14 protein-coding genes are annotated in these 16,340 nt (G+C 71.4%); 8 read left to right on the top strand and 6 right to left on the bottom strand.

The window, feature by feature from the left end; all coding sequences use genetic code 11:
• Positions 1 to 43: 43 nt before the first annotated feature.
• The 5 genes from GUI43_RS13405 to serA all read left to right on the top strand — a co-directional run bounded on the left by GUI43_RS13405 (position 44) and on the right by serA (position 8,099).
• Complete coding sequence (locus GUI43_RS13405; protein ID WP_112582060.1) at positions 44 to 2,416, top strand: putative bifunctional diguanylate cyclase/phosphodiesterase; 2,373 nt, start codon at positions 44 to 46, stop codon at positions 2,414 to 2,416.
• Positions 2,417 to 2,604: 188 nt separating this feature from the next.
• Positions 2,605 to 4,485 carry an acetolactate synthase large subunit gene (locus tag GUI43_RS13410; RefSeq protein ID WP_112582059.1) on the top strand — a complete coding sequence of 627 codons (1,881 nt, stop codon included), beginning with the start codon at positions 2,605 to 2,607 and terminating at the stop codon, positions 4,483 to 4,485.
• On the top strand, positions 4,485 to 5,000 hold the full coding sequence (gene ilvN, locus GUI43_RS13415; protein ID WP_088946549.1) for an acetolactate synthase small subunit: 516 nt from the start codon (positions 4,485 to 4,487) through the stop codon (positions 4,998 to 5,000). Before GUI43_RS13410 ends, ilvN begins: the two co-directional genes overlap by 1 nt.
• A 94-nt stretch (positions 5,001 to 5,094) precedes the next feature.
• On the top strand, positions 5,095 to 6,108 hold the full coding sequence (gene ilvC, locus GUI43_RS13420) for a ketol-acid reductoisomerase (RefSeq protein ID WP_112582057.1): 1,014 nt from the start codon (positions 5,095 to 5,097) through the stop codon (positions 6,106 to 6,108).
• A 392-nt stretch (positions 6,109 to 6,500) separates the two neighbouring features.
• Positions 6,501 to 8,099, top strand: a complete 1,599-nt coding sequence (serA, locus tag GUI43_RS13425; RefSeq protein WP_112582056.1) for a phosphoglycerate dehydrogenase — start codon at positions 6,501 to 6,503, stop codon at positions 8,097 to 8,099.
• Between the two features lie 75 nt (positions 8,100 to 8,174).
• Here the strand turns inward: serA and GUI43_RS13430 are convergent, their stop codons facing one another.
• Entirely contained in the window at positions 8,175 to 8,531 is a 357-nt protein-coding gene (locus tag GUI43_RS13430; RefSeq protein ID WP_091393184.1) for a hypothetical protein, read from the bottom strand.
• A gap of 309 nt (positions 8,532 to 8,840) precedes the next feature.
• Positions 8,841 to 9,683, bottom strand: coding sequence for an FAD:protein FMN transferase (locus GUI43_RS13435; protein ID WP_112582054.1), 843 nt, complete (start codon positions 9,681 to 9,683; stop codon positions 8,841 to 8,843).
• Between the two features lie 229 nt (positions 9,684 to 9,912).
• Between GUI43_RS13435 and GUI43_RS13440 the strand changes: the two genes are divergently transcribed.
• Entirely contained in the window at positions 9,913 to 10,944 is a 1,032-nt protein-coding gene (locus GUI43_RS13440; RefSeq protein WP_112698912.1) for a 3-isopropylmalate dehydrogenase, read from the top strand.
• 155 nt (positions 10,945 to 11,099) lie between these two features.
• Positions 11,100 to 12,197, top strand: a complete 1,098-nt coding sequence (locus tag GUI43_RS13445) for a branched-chain amino acid aminotransferase (RefSeq protein ID WP_112582051.1) — start codon at positions 11,100 to 11,102, stop codon at positions 12,195 to 12,197.
• A gap of 50 nt (positions 12,198 to 12,247) precedes the next feature.
• Here the strand turns inward: GUI43_RS13445 and GUI43_RS13450 are convergent, their stop codons facing one another.
• The 4 genes from GUI43_RS13450 to GUI43_RS13465 all read right to left on the bottom strand — a co-directional run bounded on the left by GUI43_RS13450 (position 12,248) and on the right by GUI43_RS13465 (position 14,440).
• The gene (locus tag GUI43_RS13450; protein WP_112604377.1) at positions 12,248 to 13,018 is read right to left on the bottom strand and encodes a tyrosine-protein phosphatase; all 771 of its coding nucleotides are present in this window, start codon (positions 13,016 to 13,018) and stop codon (positions 12,248 to 12,250) included.
• Between the two features lie 56 nt (positions 13,019 to 13,074).
• Entirely contained in the window at positions 13,075 to 13,533 is a 459-nt protein-coding gene (locus GUI43_RS13455; protein ID WP_112582479.1) for a PRC-barrel domain containing protein, read from the bottom strand.
• Between the two features lie 179 nt (positions 13,534 to 13,712).
• Positions 13,713 to 14,243, bottom strand: coding sequence for an alkylhydroperoxidase, AhpD family (gene ahpD / locus GUI43_RS13460; protein ID WP_112582048.1), 531 nt, complete (start codon positions 14,241 to 14,243; stop codon positions 13,713 to 13,715).
• 2 nt (positions 14,244 to 14,245) lie between these two features.
• Positions 14,246 to 14,440, bottom strand: coding sequence for a thioredoxin domain-containing protein (locus GUI43_RS13465; protein WP_112698913.1), 195 nt, complete (start codon positions 14,438 to 14,440; stop codon positions 14,246 to 14,248).
• Positions 14,441 to 14,756: 316 nt separating this feature from the next.
• Here GUI43_RS13465 and cimA point away from each other — a divergent pair, with 316 nt between their 5' ends.
• Positions 14,757 to 16,340: a citramalate synthase gene (cimA, locus tag GUI43_RS13470; protein WP_112582045.1), complete on the top strand. Its 1,584-nt coding sequence runs from the start codon at positions 14,757 to 14,759 to the stop codon at positions 16,338 to 16,340.

Here is a 16,340-nt window from a genome sequence, read left to right on the forward strand (position 1 = left end):
CTCAGCCCCCCATGACGTGCGCGCATCCGGCACTCTTGGAGGCGTGCATTTTCCACCGGGCCTGGTCGCTGTCGCGGCGCTCAGCGGGCTCGTCGCCGCGGTGGCCGCCGTGCTGCTGACCGCCGTCGCCCGGCGGCGGACGATGCCGCGTCGACCGGCGCACGTGCTGCTCGCGGCGGCCGCCGGTGTTGCAGTGCTCAGCCTCCTGGCCGGGGTGGTCGCCGCGCTCAGTGCGACCGACCACTGGGCCCACGAGCAGGGGCAGCGCACCGGTTGGGCGACAGCGGTGGCGATCGGCACGGCGGTGAGCGGGCTGGCCTTCGCCGCTGGTCTGCTCCGGCTGCCCGGGGTGGCCGCCACCGCGGCCGGAACGGCCCGGCTCGCACTGGACGGGCTGGTGATGGCGGCGGCGCTGTGGTTCGTCGGTTGGGTGCTCTTCTCCGAGCCCACCCGGTTGCTCGGTGCCGCCACCCCGATGGCCTGTCCGGCGATCCTGCTGGCCACTGTGAGCGCCGCGCTCGGTGCCGGGCTCGTCGTGATCGTCGTCTTCCGGGCGGCCAGGCCACGTCGAAGGCTCGCCGCGCTGGGCGCCGGCATCAGCGCGGTGACCTGCGGCGGTCTGGGTCTCAGCGCCGGGCTCTGCCAGGCCGGGCCGACAATGGCGCTGACCGGCGCGGCGGTGCTCGCCGCCGGTCTGCTGACCGTCGCGCTCGCTGTGTACCGGGCCGACCGGCCGGGGCAGATCGACCTGGACCTGGTCGGTAGCGACGGCGAGTACGCGATCGCCCCGATGCTGGCGATGGCCGCCTCGGCGATGTACCACCTCGTCCAGGACGGCCGGTTCACCGCGGCGGGCATCGTGGCCGGCAGCGTGGAGGGCTTCGCCCTGGTGGCGCGGCAGTACCTCACCCTTCGCGACGTCCGGGGGTACGCGGGGCGCCTGGCCGAGCGGGAGGCGCACTTCCGGGAGCTGGCGCACACCGATCCGCTGACGTCGTTGGCCAACCGGCGCGGGCTGCTCCGGGCGCTGCACCGCAACGCCGCCGACCACAACCCGTGTGTGCTGCTCGGCCTGGATCTGGACGGCTTCAAGAACGTCAACGACATGCGGGGCCACGACGTGGGCGACGCCGTGCTGGCCGAGGTGGGCCGGCGGCTGCGTGGCAACCTGCGCCCCGGCGACGTGGCCGCCCGGCTGGGTGGCGACGAGTTCGCCGTACTCATGCAGGGCCGGCCGGTCGAGGCGGACCGGGTCGCCGAACGGCTCCTCGGGGTGCTCAACCGGCCCTACGACCAGCCGGAGGGGCCGGTCTTCCTGTCGGTGAGCATCGGGGTGGCCGACTGGGCCGACGAGCCGGACGTGGAGCTGCTGCTGCGCCACGCCGACCTGGCGTTGCGCTACGCCAAGCAGCGGGGCAAGAACCGGATCGAGCGGTACGACGCCGCGTACGACCAACTGCTGCGTCGGCGTACGACGGTGGAGCACGAGCTACGCGGGGCCATCGACCGCGACGAGCTGCGGTTGGCGTTCCAGCCGGTGGCGTCGTTGCCGTCGGTGCGGCCGGTCGGCGCCGAGGCGCTGCTCCGTTGGCACCATCCCGAGCTGGGCAACGTGCGCCCGGACGAGTTCATCCCGCTCGCCGAGGAGTGCGGCATGATCGCCCCGCTCGGTGCCTGGGTGCTGCATCAGGCCTGCTACCAGCTCTCCCGGTGGCTGGCGGACGGGCACGACGTCTGGGTGTCGGTCAACGTCTCCCCGCGCGAGCTGCACGCCCCGGAGTACGTGGTCCAGGTCGCCGAGGCGCTGCGCGCCCACCACGTGCCGCCGCAGCGGCTGGTGCTGGAGGTCACCGAGCACGCCGTCGCCACCGACCTGGACGAGCTGATCCGCCGGCTCACCGCGCTGCGGTTGACCGGTGTCCGGATCGCGCTGGACGACTTCGGGGCCGGCTACTCGTCGCTGGGGCAGCTGCGCCGGTTGCCGATCGACATCCTCAAGATCGACCACAGCCTGGTCGCCGAGCACGAGCCGGTCCGCCCGGTCGGCCAGGACGGCCCGGCGTTCGCCCCGATGGTCGACATCGTCATGCGCCTGGGCCACCAGTTGGGGCTGGAGGTGATCGCCGAGGGGGTGACCACCCCGACCGAGTTGGCCGCGGTGGTGGCCGCCGGTTGCCGCTTCGGCCAGGGCGCGCTCTTCGGCTGGGGGGTGCCGGCCGAGCACCTGGAGGCGATGCTGGAGGCGGCCACATCCCCGGGTGCGCGTCCCGCTCCGGTGCCCGCGCCACGCCGTGCTCCAGGCGGGTCCGGGCAGCCCACCCCGCCTGCCGATGGCGCGTCGCCGGCCGACGCGCCGACCTCCGTTAACCAACATGTGGGATCAGTTGACTCATCGCGTGAGATGCGTCAGGCTTAGCCGCATGTCGTCGTACCGGTCGCTGCGAGTACTTACCTGAGCGCACTCTCCCTCACCGAGAGTGCGCTGGCCCCGTGCATCTGCACGAGGGCCGTTTTTATTGCCATCGGAACCTGGCGAGGCGGGCCCCGCCCGCGTCGCATCGCTTGACTAGCCACCAGCCACTCCAGCCGAAGGCCAGAACCGCCATGACGAGACCAACGCCAGAGACCCTCGCCCACACCGCCCGCCGGGCCCGCGCGGCCGCCGACCCGACCCTCGACGTCGACCAGGCCGCCACGCGCACGGCCACCCCGGCCGTCCCGGCGGTACGGCCCGCCGCCGCGACCCCGATCTCCGGAGCCGGCTCGCTCGTGCGGTCCCTTGAGGCGCTCGAGGTCGACGTCGTCTTCGGCATTCCGGGTGGCGCGATCCTGCCGGCGTACGACCCGCTCTACGACTCGACGGTCCGGCACATCCTGGTGCGGCACGAGCAGGGCGCGGGGCACGCGGCGACCGGCTACGCGCAGGCCACCGGCAAGGTCGGCGTCTGCATCGCCACCTCCGGCCCGGGCGCTACGAACCTGGTCACCCCGATCGCGGACGCGTACATGGACTCGGTGGCGATGGTGGCGATCACCGGGCAGGTGGCCAGCCCGTTGATCGGCACCGACGGCTTCCAGGAAGCGGACATCCAGGGCATCACCCTGCCGATCACCAAGCACAACTTCCTCGTGCAGAACGCCGAGGAGATCCCCCGGGTGCTGGCCGAGGCGTTCCACCTGGCCAGCAGCGGGCGACCCGGCCCGGTGCTGGTCGACATCCCCAAGGACGTGCTCCAGGCGCCGACCACCTTCTCCTGGCCGCCCACCCTGGACCTGCCCGGCTACCGGCCCACCCTGCACCCGCACGGCAAGCAGATCCGGGAGGCGGCGCGGCTGATGGCCGCAGCTCGACGGCCGGTGCTCTACGTGGGCGGCGGGGTGCTCAAGGCCGGTGCCACCGACGGGCTGCGCCGGTTGGCCGAGCTGACCGGCATCCCGGTCGTCACCACGCTGATGGCGCTCGGCGCGTTCCCCGACTCGCACCAGCAGCACCTCGGGATGCCCGGCATGCACGGCACTGTCGCCGCGGTCTACGGGCTGCAGAAGGCGGATCTGATCATCGCGTTGGGTGCCCGGTTCGATGACCGCGTCACCGGCAAACTGGACTCGTTCGCCCCGGACGCGACTGTGGTGCACGCGGACATCGACCCCGCCGAGATCGGCAAGAACCGGCACGTGGACGTGCCGATCGTCGGCGACGCCAAGCACGTCATCGACGAGCTGATCGCCGCGGTGACCGTCGAGCGGTCGGCGGGGCACACCGCCGACCTCGGTGACTGGTGGACGCAGCTCGACGACCTGCGCAACCGTTACCCGCTGGGTTACGACGAGCCGGTCGACGGGACCCTGTCCCCGCAGTACGTGATCAAGCGGCTGGGCGAGATCGTCGGCCCGGACGCGATCTTCGTGGCCGGGGTGGGCCAGCACCAGATGTGGGCGTCGCAGTTCATCTCCTACGAGAAGCCGTACACCTGGTTGAATTCCGGCGGCCTCGGCACGATGGGTTACGCGGTGCCGGCGGCGATGGGCGCCAAGGTCGGCAAGCCGGACACGGTGGTCTGGGCGGTGGACGGGGACGGCTGCTTCCAGATGACCAACCAGGAGTTGGCCACCTGCGCGTTGGAGGGCATCCCGGTCAAGATCGCCGTCATCAACAACGGCAATCTCGGCATGGTCCGGCAGTGGCAGACGCTCTTCTACAACGAGCGCTACTCCAACACCGAGCTGGGCACCCACAAGCACCGCATCCCCGACTTCGTCAAGCTCGCCGAGGCCCTGGGCTGTGTCGGGCTGCGGTGCGAGAGCGCGGATGACGTGGACAAGACCATCGCTGCGGCCATGGAGATCAACGACGCGCCTGTGGTGATCGACTTCGTGGTCGGCAAGGACGCGATGGTCTGGCCGATGGTCGCCGCCGGCACCAGCAACGACGAGATCATGTTCGCCCGTGGCGTCCGCCCGGCCTTCGACGAGGATGACATTTAATGACCATGCACACCCTGTCCGTGCTGGTGGAGAACAAGCCGGGCGTGCTCGCCCGGGTCTCCGGCCTGTTCTCCCGGCGCGGGTTCAACATCGACAGCCTCGCCGTCGGCGAGACCGAGAACCCGGACGTCTCCCGGATCACCATCGTGGTCAACGCGGAGTCGTCCCCGCTGGAGCAGGTCACCAAGCAGCTGAACAAGCTGGTCAACGTGCTCAAGATCGTTGAGCTGGATCCCCAGGTGTCGGTCGCCCGGGAGCTGCTGCTGGTGAAGGTTCGCGCCGACCGGTCCGCGCGGTCGCAGGTGCTGGAGACCGTCAACCTGTTCCGCGCCCGGGTGGTCGACGTCGCACCGGACACGCTGACCATCGAGGCCACCGGCACCCCGGACAAGCTCGACGCGCTGCTACGCGACCTCGAGGCCTTCGGCATCAAGGAGATGGTCCAGTCCGGGCTGGTGGCCATCGGGCGCGGCTCGCGTTCGATCACCGCCGGTCCCGCGCTGCGGGCCGCCTGACCCGCCGCCGGTCGGCCCTCGGCCGGCCGTCCCGGATTTCATCCGCACAGACCACGACGGGCCGCCCCGGCCGTCGTACGAAAGGGAAGTTCTCATGAGCGTTGAGGTGTTCTACGACGACGATGCCGACCTCGGCCTGATCCAGGCCAAGAAGGTCGCGGTGATCGGTTACGGCAGCCAGGGCCACGCCCACGCGCTGTCGCTGCGTGACTCCGGCGTCGACGTGGTGATCGGTCTGCCGGAGGGCTCGAAGAGCCGTCCCAAGGCAGAGGAGCAGGGCCTGCGGGTGGTCACGCCGGCGCAGGCCGCCGCCGAGGCCGATGTGATCATGGTGCTCGCACCGGACACCGCCCAGCGCGGGATCTACGCGGAGTCGATCGCCCCGAACCTCGCCCCGGGCAAGGCGATCTTCTTCGGCCACGGCTTCAACATCCGGTACGGCCTGATCAAGCCGCCGGCCGAGGTGGACGTGGCGATGGTCGCGCCCAAGGGCCCCGGCCACCTGGTCCGCCGCCAGTACAGCGACGGCAAGGGCGTGCCCTGTCTCGTCGCCGTCGAGCAGGACGCCAGTGGCAACGCGCTCGCGCTCGCCCTCGCGTACGCGAAGGGGATCGGCGGCACCCGGGCCGGTGCGATCAAGACCACCTTCACCGAGGAGACCGAGACCGACCTCTTCGGTGAGCAGGCGGTGCTCTGCGGTGGCGCCTCGGCCCTGGTGCAGACGGGTTTCGAGGTGCTCACCGAGGCGGGCTACGCCCCGGAGGTCGCCTACTTCGAGTGCCTGCACGAGCTGAAGCTGATCGTCGACCTCATGTACGAGGGCGGCATCGCGAAGATGCGCTACAGCATCTCCGACACCGCCGAGTACGGCGACCTCTCCCGTGGCTCGCGCATCATCGACTCCCGGGTCAAGGACGAGATGCGCAAGATCCTGGGTGAGATCCAGTCCGGCGAGTTCGCCCGCGAGTGGGTCGCCGAGGACGAGGCCGGCCGGCCCAACTTCACCAAGTGGCAGGCCGAGGGTGCGGCGCACCCGATCGAGGAGACCGGTAAGAAGCTGCGCGGCATGATGAGCTGGGTCGACCGCCCGATCACCGAGACCGCCTGACCCGTCCGAACGACGATCCACCGACAGCCCCTGGGCTGGCGCTCTCCCCAGCGCCGCCCCGGGGCTGCCCGGCATGCTGCCGCCCGTCGATACGTCGGGCGGCAGTGCTCGTGCGCCACGACTCACCCGGAGTGACCCGGGTCAAGGACGCCGCCGGTGCTCGGCGCGGCCGGCGCAACCGTGTCGGTGCGGTGAACGGCCGATGTCCGTCGCCCGACCGGGCGTGTGAGGGCACTCACCCCGAAGACCGGAACACGCCGACCAGCGGGGCCCCTACGATCGCCTGTAGGTGCAGCAGCCGGCACCTGACGGCCACGGCACGGATCAGCGCAGGGCGCAGTGCGGCGCCCCGCCGCCCGGGCCGATCGCAAACACGACCTCTACGAGGACCGATGAATCCTGTCGTACTGATCGCCGAAGAACTCGCCCCCGCCGCCATCGAGGTGCTCGCCCACGACTTCGACGTCCGTCACGTCGACGGCACCGACCGTCCGGCCCTGCTCTCGGCGCTCTCCGAGGCCGACGCCGTCATCGTGCGCAGCGCGACCCAGATCGACGCCGAGGCGGTCGCCGCCGCGCCGCGACTCAAGGTGGTCGCCCGGGCGGGCGTCGGGCTGGACAACGTCGAGGTGCCGGCCGCCACCGCGCGGGGCGTCATGGTCGTCAACGCGCCCACCTCCAACATCGTCTCCGCCGCCGAGCAGGCCGTCGCACTGCTGCTCGCCGTCGCTCGTAACACAGCGAGCGCCAGTTCCGCGCTCAAGGCGGGGGAGTGGAAGCGGTCGAAGTACACCGGCGTCGAGGTCCAGGGCAAGACGGTCGGCGTGGTGGGGCTCGGTCGTATCGGGGTGCTCTTCGCGTCTCGTATCGCCGCGTTCGGCACCCGGCTGATCGCGTACGACCCGTACATCCAGCCGGCCCGTGCGGCGCAGCTCGGCGTCCGCCTGGTCGGGCTGGAGGAGCTGCTGCGGGAGAGCGACTTCATCTCTATCCACCTGCCGAAGACGCCGGAGACGGTGGGCCTGATCGGTGAGAAGGAGTTGGCGCTCGTCAAGCCCGGCGTTCGCATCATCAACGCCGCCCGTGGCGGGCTGGTCGACGAGCAGGCGCTCGCGGACGCGATCGCCGAGGGCCGGGTCGCCGGCGCCGGTGTCGACGTGTACAGCAAGGAGCCGTGCACCTCGTCGCCGCTGTTCGCCTTCGACAACGTGGTGGCCACCCCGCACCTGGGCGCCTCCACCCACGAGGCACAGGACAAGGCCGGTCTCGCCGTGGCCAAGAGCGTCAAGCTGGCGTTGCAGGGCGAGTTCGTCCCGGACGCGGTGAACGTGCAGGCCGGCGGTGTGGTCGCCGAGGACGTTCGGCCGCTGCTGCCGCTGGCGGAGAAGCTCGGCCGGGCGTTCACCGCGGTCGCCGGTGGGGTCGCCGCCAGCGTCACTGTCGAGGTCCGCGGTGAGATCGTCAGCCACGACGTGTCGGTCCTCAAGCTCGCCGCCACCAAGGGCCTGTTCAGCTCCGTGGTCGAGGAGCAGGTCACCTACGTCAACGCCCCGCACCTGGCCGCCGAGCGTGGCGTCGAGGTCACCCTGGCCACCCTGGCCGAGACGGCCGAGCAGCCGACCCTGGTCACCGTGCGCGGCGCGCTGCCGGATGGCCGGACGGTCAGTGTCTCCGGCACTGTCACTCACTCCGGCGCCCGGGACGTGCTGAAGCTGACCGAGGTGGACGGCTTCGACGTGGAGATCGGCGCGGAGGGCATCCTGCTCTTCCTGCGCTACGCCGACCGGCCCGGTGTGGTCGGTACGGTCGGTACCCTGCTCGGCGAGTCGGGCATCAACATCGCCGCCATGCAGGTGGCTCGTCGGGAGGCGGGCGGTGAGACGCTGATGACGCTCACCGTCGACCAGGCGCTCGGCGCCGACCTGCTCACCTCGGCCGCCGAGTCGATCGGTGCCACGGCGGCCAGCGCCGCCGACCTGCGCGACGAGTAGTAGACGACAAACACCGTGGGGGGCCTGGCGATTCGCCGGGCCCCTCGTCATTTCCCGTCCGTGCCGTCGGTCAGGTCAGCCGGGCAGCCGCGCCGGCGGCGGGTAGACCGAACCGTCCTGCGGGTCGAAGAGCATCAGACCGTGCTCGCCGGCCAGCCGCTCGATGTCCAGTAGCACCTGGTCCGCGCAGGTCGGGTGCAGGTTCAGCTCGACGTGGTCGTGGGCCGCGTGCAGCGGCGCCACCGCCCACGGGCTGTTCGGGCCGGGGTGACGGTCCGGATAGGAGGCGGTGATCGCCCGGTAGAAGCTGACCACCCGCGGATCGGGGTAGCGGTCCACGTGCCGCCCCTGCCGGCAACCGTTGACCGCTGTCCGCACGTCCTCGGGCGTCGCCCCGTCCTCCAGGGCCCACACGCTCAGATCGAAACTCACGGCGGATAGCGTGCCATCCGGCGTTCACCATGTCGAAACTGCCTCGCCGCCGGTCAACCACCGATCACCGATGTCTCCGGTCACGACGGTCCGGTGTGGAGACTCTTGCGTCGAGTTGCGTCGATTCGCTAGCGTACGCACTGCGGTCACTGGCCGAGTTCGAGGCGCCGGCCCGTCTTCGGGTGGCGCGGTCGACGTCCGGCCCGACCGGTCCGCACCCCTCGGTTGTGCGAGCCACGCGCACTCGTCGCTGACCGGCCCCCACTGTCGTTGCCGAGACCGTGGGGGCCGATCGCGGGCCCGACCAGCTCAGCGACGGTGCGCGAAGAGCGCGCGATAGTCGGAGTTGCCCCGGAACCACGCCAGGCCGGTTGGGCCGGCGGCGTAGAGCGCGGTGGCGTAGGCGTCGGCGATCGTCAGGTCGGGGCCCACCACTGTGGCGGCGAGAAGGTGATCGGCCGGCTCGCCGGTGTGCGGGTCCACCACGTGCCCCTGCCGCCCGGTCACCCCGGAGGTGCCGATCGCGCCGGCGGTCATCTCCAGCACCAGCGGCGCCCGCTCGGGTGCGGTCGGGTGGTGCACCGCGACCCGCCACGGTCCGCCGTGCGGCGCGCGGCCCCGGACGACGAGGTCGGCGCCGGCGAGTACGGCGTAGTCGTGGATGCCGGCGGCGCGCAGTCGCTCCGCGGCGCGTTCCACCGCCCAACCGCCGAGCAGGCCGCCCGGGTCGAAGCCGCCGGGCACCGCCCAGGCGTCGAACCACCCGTCGGTGGCCGCGCGCATCGCGGCGCAGCGGTCCACCAGATCGGCGAGCGGCGGGTACGACTCCGGGCTGATCTCGCCCCGACGCAGCCGGGAGACGAGGCTCTCCGGTCGGTTGGGACCGTAGGTGAGGTCGATGGCACGCAGCTCGGCGACGCTGTCCCGCAGCGCTTCGCCCACGCCCCGGCGGCCGAGCCACTCGGGGGCGTTGAGCAGCAGGGTGTACTCGGCGGTCGCGGTGCGAACGGTGTGCTGCACAGCGATCCGGCCCTCGGTGGCCGCGGCCGGGTCGATCCGGTGCCGGCGGCTGCCGAGTCGAAGGTCCGGCCGGCGGTTGCGGAACGCGGACGGGTCCGGCCAGCGGGTCCGTGGCTGCTCGTCGATGCGCATCGCATCTGCCCCCTCGCACATGGCGCCGCGTCACCGCGACCCCGTTGGTCAGCGGGCCCCCGCGACCCACTGAGCACTACCGTAGGCAGCGGAGATGACCGCCCCATGAGTCCCAGCTGAGAGGGTGCTGTGCATTCCCCAATCCCAAATCGTGGACGCAGCGTACCGGGAGGCGGGACGGCGACGTACCGTTGCCCCGAACGGAACCGTTGAGCAGAGGAGTGCGGTCGTGGCGCGGATCGCGGTGGTGGCCGGAGACGGCATCGGGCCCGAGGTGGTCGCGCAGGCCCGCAAGGTCCTCGACGCGGTGCTGCCCGACGTGCAGGCCACCGAGTACGACCTCGGCGCCGCCCGCTGGCACCGTACCGGAGAGGTGCTGCCCGACTCGGTGCTGACCGAGCTGGCCGGGCACGACGCCATCCTGCTCGGCGCGGTCGGTGACCCGACCGTTCCGCCGGGTGTGCTCGAGCGAGGGCTGCTGCTCAAGCTCCGGTTCGCCTTCGACCAGTACGTCAACCTGCGCCCGTCCCGGCTCTGGCCCGGGGTCGCCGGCCCGCTGGGCAACGTGAAGCCGGGCGAGGTCGACCTCGTGGTGGTGCGCGAGGGCACCGAGGGGCTCTACGCCGGTGCCGGTGGTTCCCTGCACCGGGACACCCCGGCCGAGGTCGCCACCGAGGAGAGCCTGAACACCCGGCACGGCGTGGAGCGGGTGATCCGCGACGCGTTCGCCCGCGCCAGCCGCCGGGAGCGGCGCAAGGTCACCCTCGTGCACAAGACCAACGTGCTCACCCACGCCGGGTCGCTCTGGGCGCGTACGTTCGACGCGGTCGCCGCCGAGCACCCGGACATCGAAACCGAGTACCAGCACGTCGACGCTGCGGCCATGTTCCTGGTCACCCAGCCGCAGCGCTACGACGTGGTGGTCACCGACAACCTCTTCGGCGACATCCTCACGGACATCGCCGCGGCCGTCACCGGCGGCATCGGGCTGGCCGCCAGCGGCTGCATCAACCCCGAGGGGGCGTACCCCTCGATGTTCGAGCCGGTGCACGGCTCGGCGCCGGACATCGCCGGGCAGGGCATCGCCGACCCGGTCGCCGCGGTGCTCTCCGCCGCGTTGCTGCTGGAGCAGCTCGGGCACAGCGAGTCGGCCGCCCGGGTCAACGCGGCGGTCGCCGCCGAGCTGGCCAGCCGGGTGCCGGGCGTAACGCTGCGTACCGAAGAGGTCGGCGACCGGCTCGCCGCCCACGCCGTAGCCTGATCACCCCGGACCGAGTGGCGACCGGCCCTGACGCCGGTCTGCCACGGGCAGCCCGACCGGCGCTACCCGCTTAACGACCGTTCGGGGTAAGTTTCTGGCACAGCCATGTCGGTGTGCGGTCCCGCATGCCGTTGTTCCGCAGGGAGGTCAGCGCGATGAGCGGTGGTGACAAGCTCGACTTCGAGATCCGTCCGAATCTCGCGCCGGTATCCGCCGCCGATCGGGCCGCACTGCTGACCAATCCCGGCTTCGGCCGGGTCTTCACCGACCACATGGTCACCGTCCGCTACGCCGACGGCAAGGGCTGGTACGACGCCCGGGTGGAAGCCCGTGCCCCGATCCCGATGGACCCGGCCAGCGCGGTGCTGCACTACGCGCAGGAGATCTTCGAGGGGCTCAAGGCGTACCGCACTGCCGACGGTGGCGTGACGATGTTCCGGCCGGACGCCAACGCCGCCCGCTTCGCCACCTCCGCGCAGCGGATGGCGATGCCGGTGCTGCCGCCGGAGGTGTTCGTCGACTCGCTGCACAAGCTCATCGAGATCGACCGGGAGTGGATCCCCACCGGCGAGGACGGCAGCCTCTACCTGCGGCCGTTCATGTTCGCCAGCGAGGTCTTCCTCGGCGTCCGCCCGGCCAACGAGTACCTCTACATGGTGATCGCCTCACCGGTCGGCGCGTACTTCACCGGTGGCGTCAAGCCGGTCACCGTCTGGGTCTCTCCGGACTACACCCGGGCCGCGCCCGGTGGCACCGGCGCGGCCAAGTGCGGCGGCAACTACGCCGCGTCGCTCGCCGCCCAGGCGGAGGCCATCGAGGCCGGCTGTGACCAGGTCGTCTTCCTGGACGCGGTGGAGCGCCGGTTCGTCGACGAACTGGGCGGCATGAACGTCTTCTTCGTCTACGACGACGGCACTGTCGTCACCCCACCGTTGACCGGCACGATCCTGCCGGGCATCACCCGCGACGCCGTCCTCACGCTGGCCGGCGCGGCCGGACACCAGGTCGAGGAGCGGCCGGTCAGCTTCGCCGACTGGCAGGCCGACGCCGCCAGCGGACGCCTGAAGGAGGTGTTCGCCTGCGGCACCGCCGCGGTGGTCACCCCGATCGGTGGGGTCCGCTTCCCGGACGGCGAGTTCCTGATCGGCGGTGGCGAACCCGGTCGGGTCACCATGGCCCTGCGTCAGCAGCTGGTCGACATCCAGCGGGGCAAGGCGGCCGACCCGCACGGCTGGGTGCAGCGGGTCTTCTGATCTCCGTAGCTGCGCCGGCCCGTCCCCCGGACGGGCCGGCGCAGTCGGCCCTACGCGTCGGTGGGCTGCGCCTTGGTGGGGGCGTCGAGCAGGTGGTCGCGGAGCGCGGCGAGCTGCTCGTCGGTCACCCCGGCGTGGCGCAGGTACGCCTCGACCGAGCCGTGCCCCGCGCGCAGCTCGTCGAGGAAGATCTGCATCGCCTCGGCGGGTGAGGCCAGAAACGGTGCCGGCACCTCCACTCCGTCCGGGTTGATGGAGGCCAGCCACGCGCTGTACCGGGCCGACGCCTCGCTGCTGAGCGCGTAGTCCGCGGTGATGTCCGCGTCGTCGACGCCGAGCACGGCGAGGGTCAGCGCGCACACGATGCCGGTGCGGTCCTTGCCGGCCACGCAGTGCACGACCACCGGGGCGTTGGCGGAATCGGCGATCAGGCCGACCGCCTCGGCCAGCCCGGCGGTGCCGGTCTGCGCCAGGGCGGCGTACCGGTCCGCGAGGTACCGGGCCAGGCTCGCGCCCTCCTCGTGCGGCACGCCCGCCCAGTCGTCGTGCTCCGGGTGGATGTGCCGGTAGGTCAACCCCTGGTATGCCGGCACCCGGCCGTCCCGCTCCACCTCAGTGGGGCGGCGCAGGTCGATGACGGTGCGGATGCCGATCGCGACGAACGCGTCCCGGTCCTGTTCGGTGAGGCGGTGCAGCGAGTCGGAGCGGTAGAGCCGACCACGGCGTACGGGTCGGCCGCCGTGCCCGAGGTAGCCGCCGGCGTCGCGGAAGTTGAAGGTGGCGGGGAGCGGAATCTGTCGGCTGTCGTCGATGGCGTCCACGCCCTCACGGTAACGGCCGGCGGGGTCCGAGCCCCACCGGCCGTCGGGCCGAGCCGTCAGCGTGCCGTGCCGGGCGGAAGCGCACCGTACGTCTCGTCGTAGTAGCCGCCCAGCTGATCCCGGTAGCTCGGGTCGCTGTGGCTGGTCTCGTCGTACTCCGGGGCGGCCTTGATCTGGTCCCGGGTCCGGTCGACGGAGACGGTGCGCTGGTCGTGGTCGACCTGGTTGACGGTGCCGGCCGGCAACATCACCTTCTTGCCGAAGATCCAGGGCCCAGTGTCCACGACCAGGTAGCTGCCGCCCACCTCGTGACTGGCGCTGTCGATCTTGCCGATTCCACCGTCGGTGGCCTCGACCTTGTAACCGACCAGGTCGACGTCGGCCACGCCGGCCTGGTCCCGGTAGCGCCAGGGGTCGAACGTGCCGGCCGGCGCGCCGCCGGGCACCGTGCCCTGGTCGCCGCCGCGCAGCGGGTCCGGCCCGGCGTGGGTGGCGTGCGGATCGATCCTGTCCATGCCGTTCACTCCTGACTGTCGCCGATCGTCTCGGCGTAGGTGGGTGTGTCCCCGCAGGAGCTACCCGGCTGTCGGGGGCCGGAAACGGCGACAGGTCGGGGTAGGGCGACGGGCCGAAGCGCGTACGGCAGGGGGCCGAGGCCGCGAGGTGCGGCATCGGCCCGTCGGGGCGTACGTGTTCAGGCCAGTGCGGCCTCGGCGTCCAGGGTGACCGCCGCGGCGTGCACCACGGCGGAGATCCGCAGGGCCTCGTGCAGCTGCTCCCTGGTGAAGCCGTTGCCGCGCAGCTTCTTCTCGTGCAACTCCAGGCACACCCCACAGCCCGTGACGGCCGACACGGCGAGGCACCAGAGCTCGAAATCGCCCTTGTCCACCCCCGGCCTCGCGATGATCTGCATCCGTAGTCGGGCCGGCATCGAGGCGTACCGCTCGTCGCCGATCAGGTGCTTGGCCCGGTAGTAGATGTTGTTCATCGCCATGATCGCCGCAGCGCCCTTGGCCGCCTCGACACCCTCCGGCCCGAGGTGCCCGAGCGCCTCGGCCGCGATCTCCCGCAGCACCACCGGGTTGCGAGCGGTCACCGCGCAGGCCAGCGCGGTGCCCCAGGTCTGCACCGGGGTCAACGCCGAGGAACCGATGGTGGAGCCGAGGTTGAGCCTGATGTCCTTGGCGTACTCCGGCAGGGCTGCCCTGATCGCGTCCAGGCCCATGGTCAGACTCCGGCGGCGGGGGTCTCGTCGGCGATCTCCGTCGGGCTGATGGAGGTGAAATCCATCGGCCCGACGAAGACCACACACCACGTGCCCTCGTGGGACGTGTGGTTGATCGTCCTGGACGCGTTGTTGGCGCCCAGCGATACGCAGGCGGCGAGTCTGTGCTCAGGTAAGCGGTCACTGACGGTGAGCACAGGTCCTCCTTGCAGACGGCACGGTGGCCGTCATCGGATCCGCTCCAGATGCTTCCGCATGGCTGTTTCCCAAGATGAGTGGCCCGGTGGCTTGTGAAGCCGATCACGAGCGGCAGTTCGGGGCGAACGAACCCTCCGTCACCATCCCGCTATGTGGATTGTTCCTCCCAAAAACAGGGGAGGGGTGGCAGAGTGGCCATCGTGACCAGCACCGCCCTGATTATTGCGACCTAGCGCGCCGGCTCTCCCCTCTGCCGAGCGCGCAGACCTCCCGCATCCGCGGGAGGTCTTTTTGTTGCTCCGAGAAAGGATCCTGATGACGTTCCAGGTCTTCGACACCACGTTGCGCGACGGCGCTCAGCGCGAGGGACTCACCTACTCGGTGGTCGACAAGCTGGCCGTGGCCCGGCTGCTCGACGAGTTCGGCGTCGGCTTCATCGAGGGCGGCTGGCCGGGCGCGGTGCCCAAGGACACCGAGTTCTTCCGCCGCGCCCGTACCGAGCTGGACCTGCGGCACGCCGTACTCGTCGCGTTCGGCGCCACCCGCAAGGCCGGCGTTGCGGTCGCGGACGACCCCCAGGTGCGCGCCCTGCTGGACGCGCAGACCCCGGCCGTGGCCTTGGTCGCCAAGGCCGACACCCGGCACGTCGAGCGCGCGCTGCGCACCACCGGCGCGGAGAACCTCGCGATGATCCACGACACCGTCAACCACCTCGTCCGCGAGGGTCGACGGGTCTTCGTCGACGGCGAACACTTCTTCGACGGCTACCGACACGACCCCGCGTACGGCGCTGCCGTGGTGCAGACCGCGCTCGCCGCCGGCGCCGAGCGGATGGTGCTCTGCGACACCAACGGCGGCATGCTGCCGTCCCAGGTGACCGCCGTGATCCACGACCTGACGAACAGGCTGGGGATCGACGCCGGGCTGCTCGGTATGCACGCCCAGAACGACACCGCCTGCGCGGTGGCCAACACGATCGCCGCCGTGGAGGCGGGGGTCCGCCACGTGCAGGGCACCGCCAACGGGTACGGCGAACGCCCGGGCAACGCGGACATCTTCGCGGTAGTCGCCAACCTCCAACTCAAGCTCGGCATGCCCGTCCTACCGGAGGGTTGCCTGGCGCAGATGGTGCGGGTCTCGCACGCCATCGCCGAGATCGCCAACATCGCCCCCGACACCCACCAGGCGTACGCCGGGGCCGCTGCCTTCGCTCACAAGGCGGGGTTGCACGCGAGCGCGATCAAGGTCGACCCGTTGCTCTACAACCACGTCGACCCGTCGGTGGTGGGCAACGACATGCGGATCCTGGTCACCGAGATGGCCGGTCGGGCCAGCGTCGAGCTCAAGAGTCGTGAGCTCGGCCTGGACCTGGCCGGCAGCCCGGACGCCCTGACCCGGGTCACCAAGCGGGTCAAGGAGCTGGAGGCGGGTGGCTGGTCCTTCGAGGCGGCCGATGCGTCCTTCGAGTTGCTGGTCCGCTCCGAGCTGCCGGAGGGCAGCCCGGCCCGACCGTTCACCCTGGAGTCGTACCGGGTGTTGGTCGAGCACCGCGAGGACGGCGCGGTGGTCTCCGAGGCGACCGTCAAGATCCGGGTTCGCGGTGAGCGGGTGATCGCCACCGCCGAGGGCAACGGCCCGGTCAACGCCCTCGACGAGGCGCTGCGGGTGGGGCTGGCGCGGCACTATCCGCAGCTGCGCGACTTCGAGTTGGCCGACTACAAGGTGCGCATCCTGGAGGGCAGCCACGGCACCGGCGCTGTCACCCGGGTCCTGCTGGAAACCTCCGACGGCGGTGGCCGGGACTGGACCACTGTCGGCGTCCACCCCAACGTCGTCGAGGCCAGCTGGCACGCCCTGGTGGACGCCCTCACCTACGGCCTGGCCCCCACCTCCGTCTGA

The organism is Micromonospora noduli (assembly GCF_003264365.1).
GTDB lineage: Bacteria > Actinomycetota > Actinomycetes > Mycobacteriales > Micromonosporaceae > Micromonospora > Micromonospora noduli.

What these genes read in the sequence shown, in the direction of transcription:
- cimA (WP_112582045.1), top strand. Translation starts at nt 14,757, where the DNA reads ATGACGTTCCAGGTCTTCGACACCACGTTGCGCGACGGCGCTCAGCGC.
- ilvN (WP_088946549.1), top strand. Translation starts at nt 4,485, where the DNA reads ATGACCATGCACACCCTGTCCGTGCTGGTGGAGAACAAGCCGGGCGTG.
- serA (WP_112582056.1), top strand. Translation starts at nt 6,501, where the DNA reads ATGAATCCTGTCGTACTGATCGCCGAAGAACTCGCCCCCGCCGCCATC.
- GUI43_RS13445 (WP_112582051.1), top strand. Translation starts at nt 11,100, where the DNA reads ATGAGCGGTGGTGACAAGCTCGACTTCGAGATCCGTCCGAATCTCGCG.
- GUI43_RS13410 (WP_112582059.1), top strand. Translation starts at nt 2,605, where the DNA reads ATGACGAGACCAACGCCAGAGACCCTCGCCCACACCGCCCGCCGGGCC.
- ilvC (WP_112582057.1), top strand. Translation starts at nt 5,095, where the DNA reads ATGAGCGTTGAGGTGTTCTACGACGACGATGCCGACCTCGGCCTGATC.
- GUI43_RS13435 (WP_112582054.1), bottom strand. Translation starts at nt 9,683, where the DNA reads ATGCGCATCGACGAGCAGCCACGGACCCGCTGGCCGGACCCGTCCGCG.
- GUI43_RS13455 (WP_112582479.1), bottom strand. Translation starts at nt 13,533, where the DNA reads ATGGACAGGATCGATCCGCACGCCACCCACGCCGGGCCGGACCCGCTG.
- ahpD (WP_112582048.1), bottom strand. Translation starts at nt 14,243, where the DNA reads ATGGGCCTGGACGCGATCAGGGCAGCCCTGCCGGAGTACGCCAAGGAC.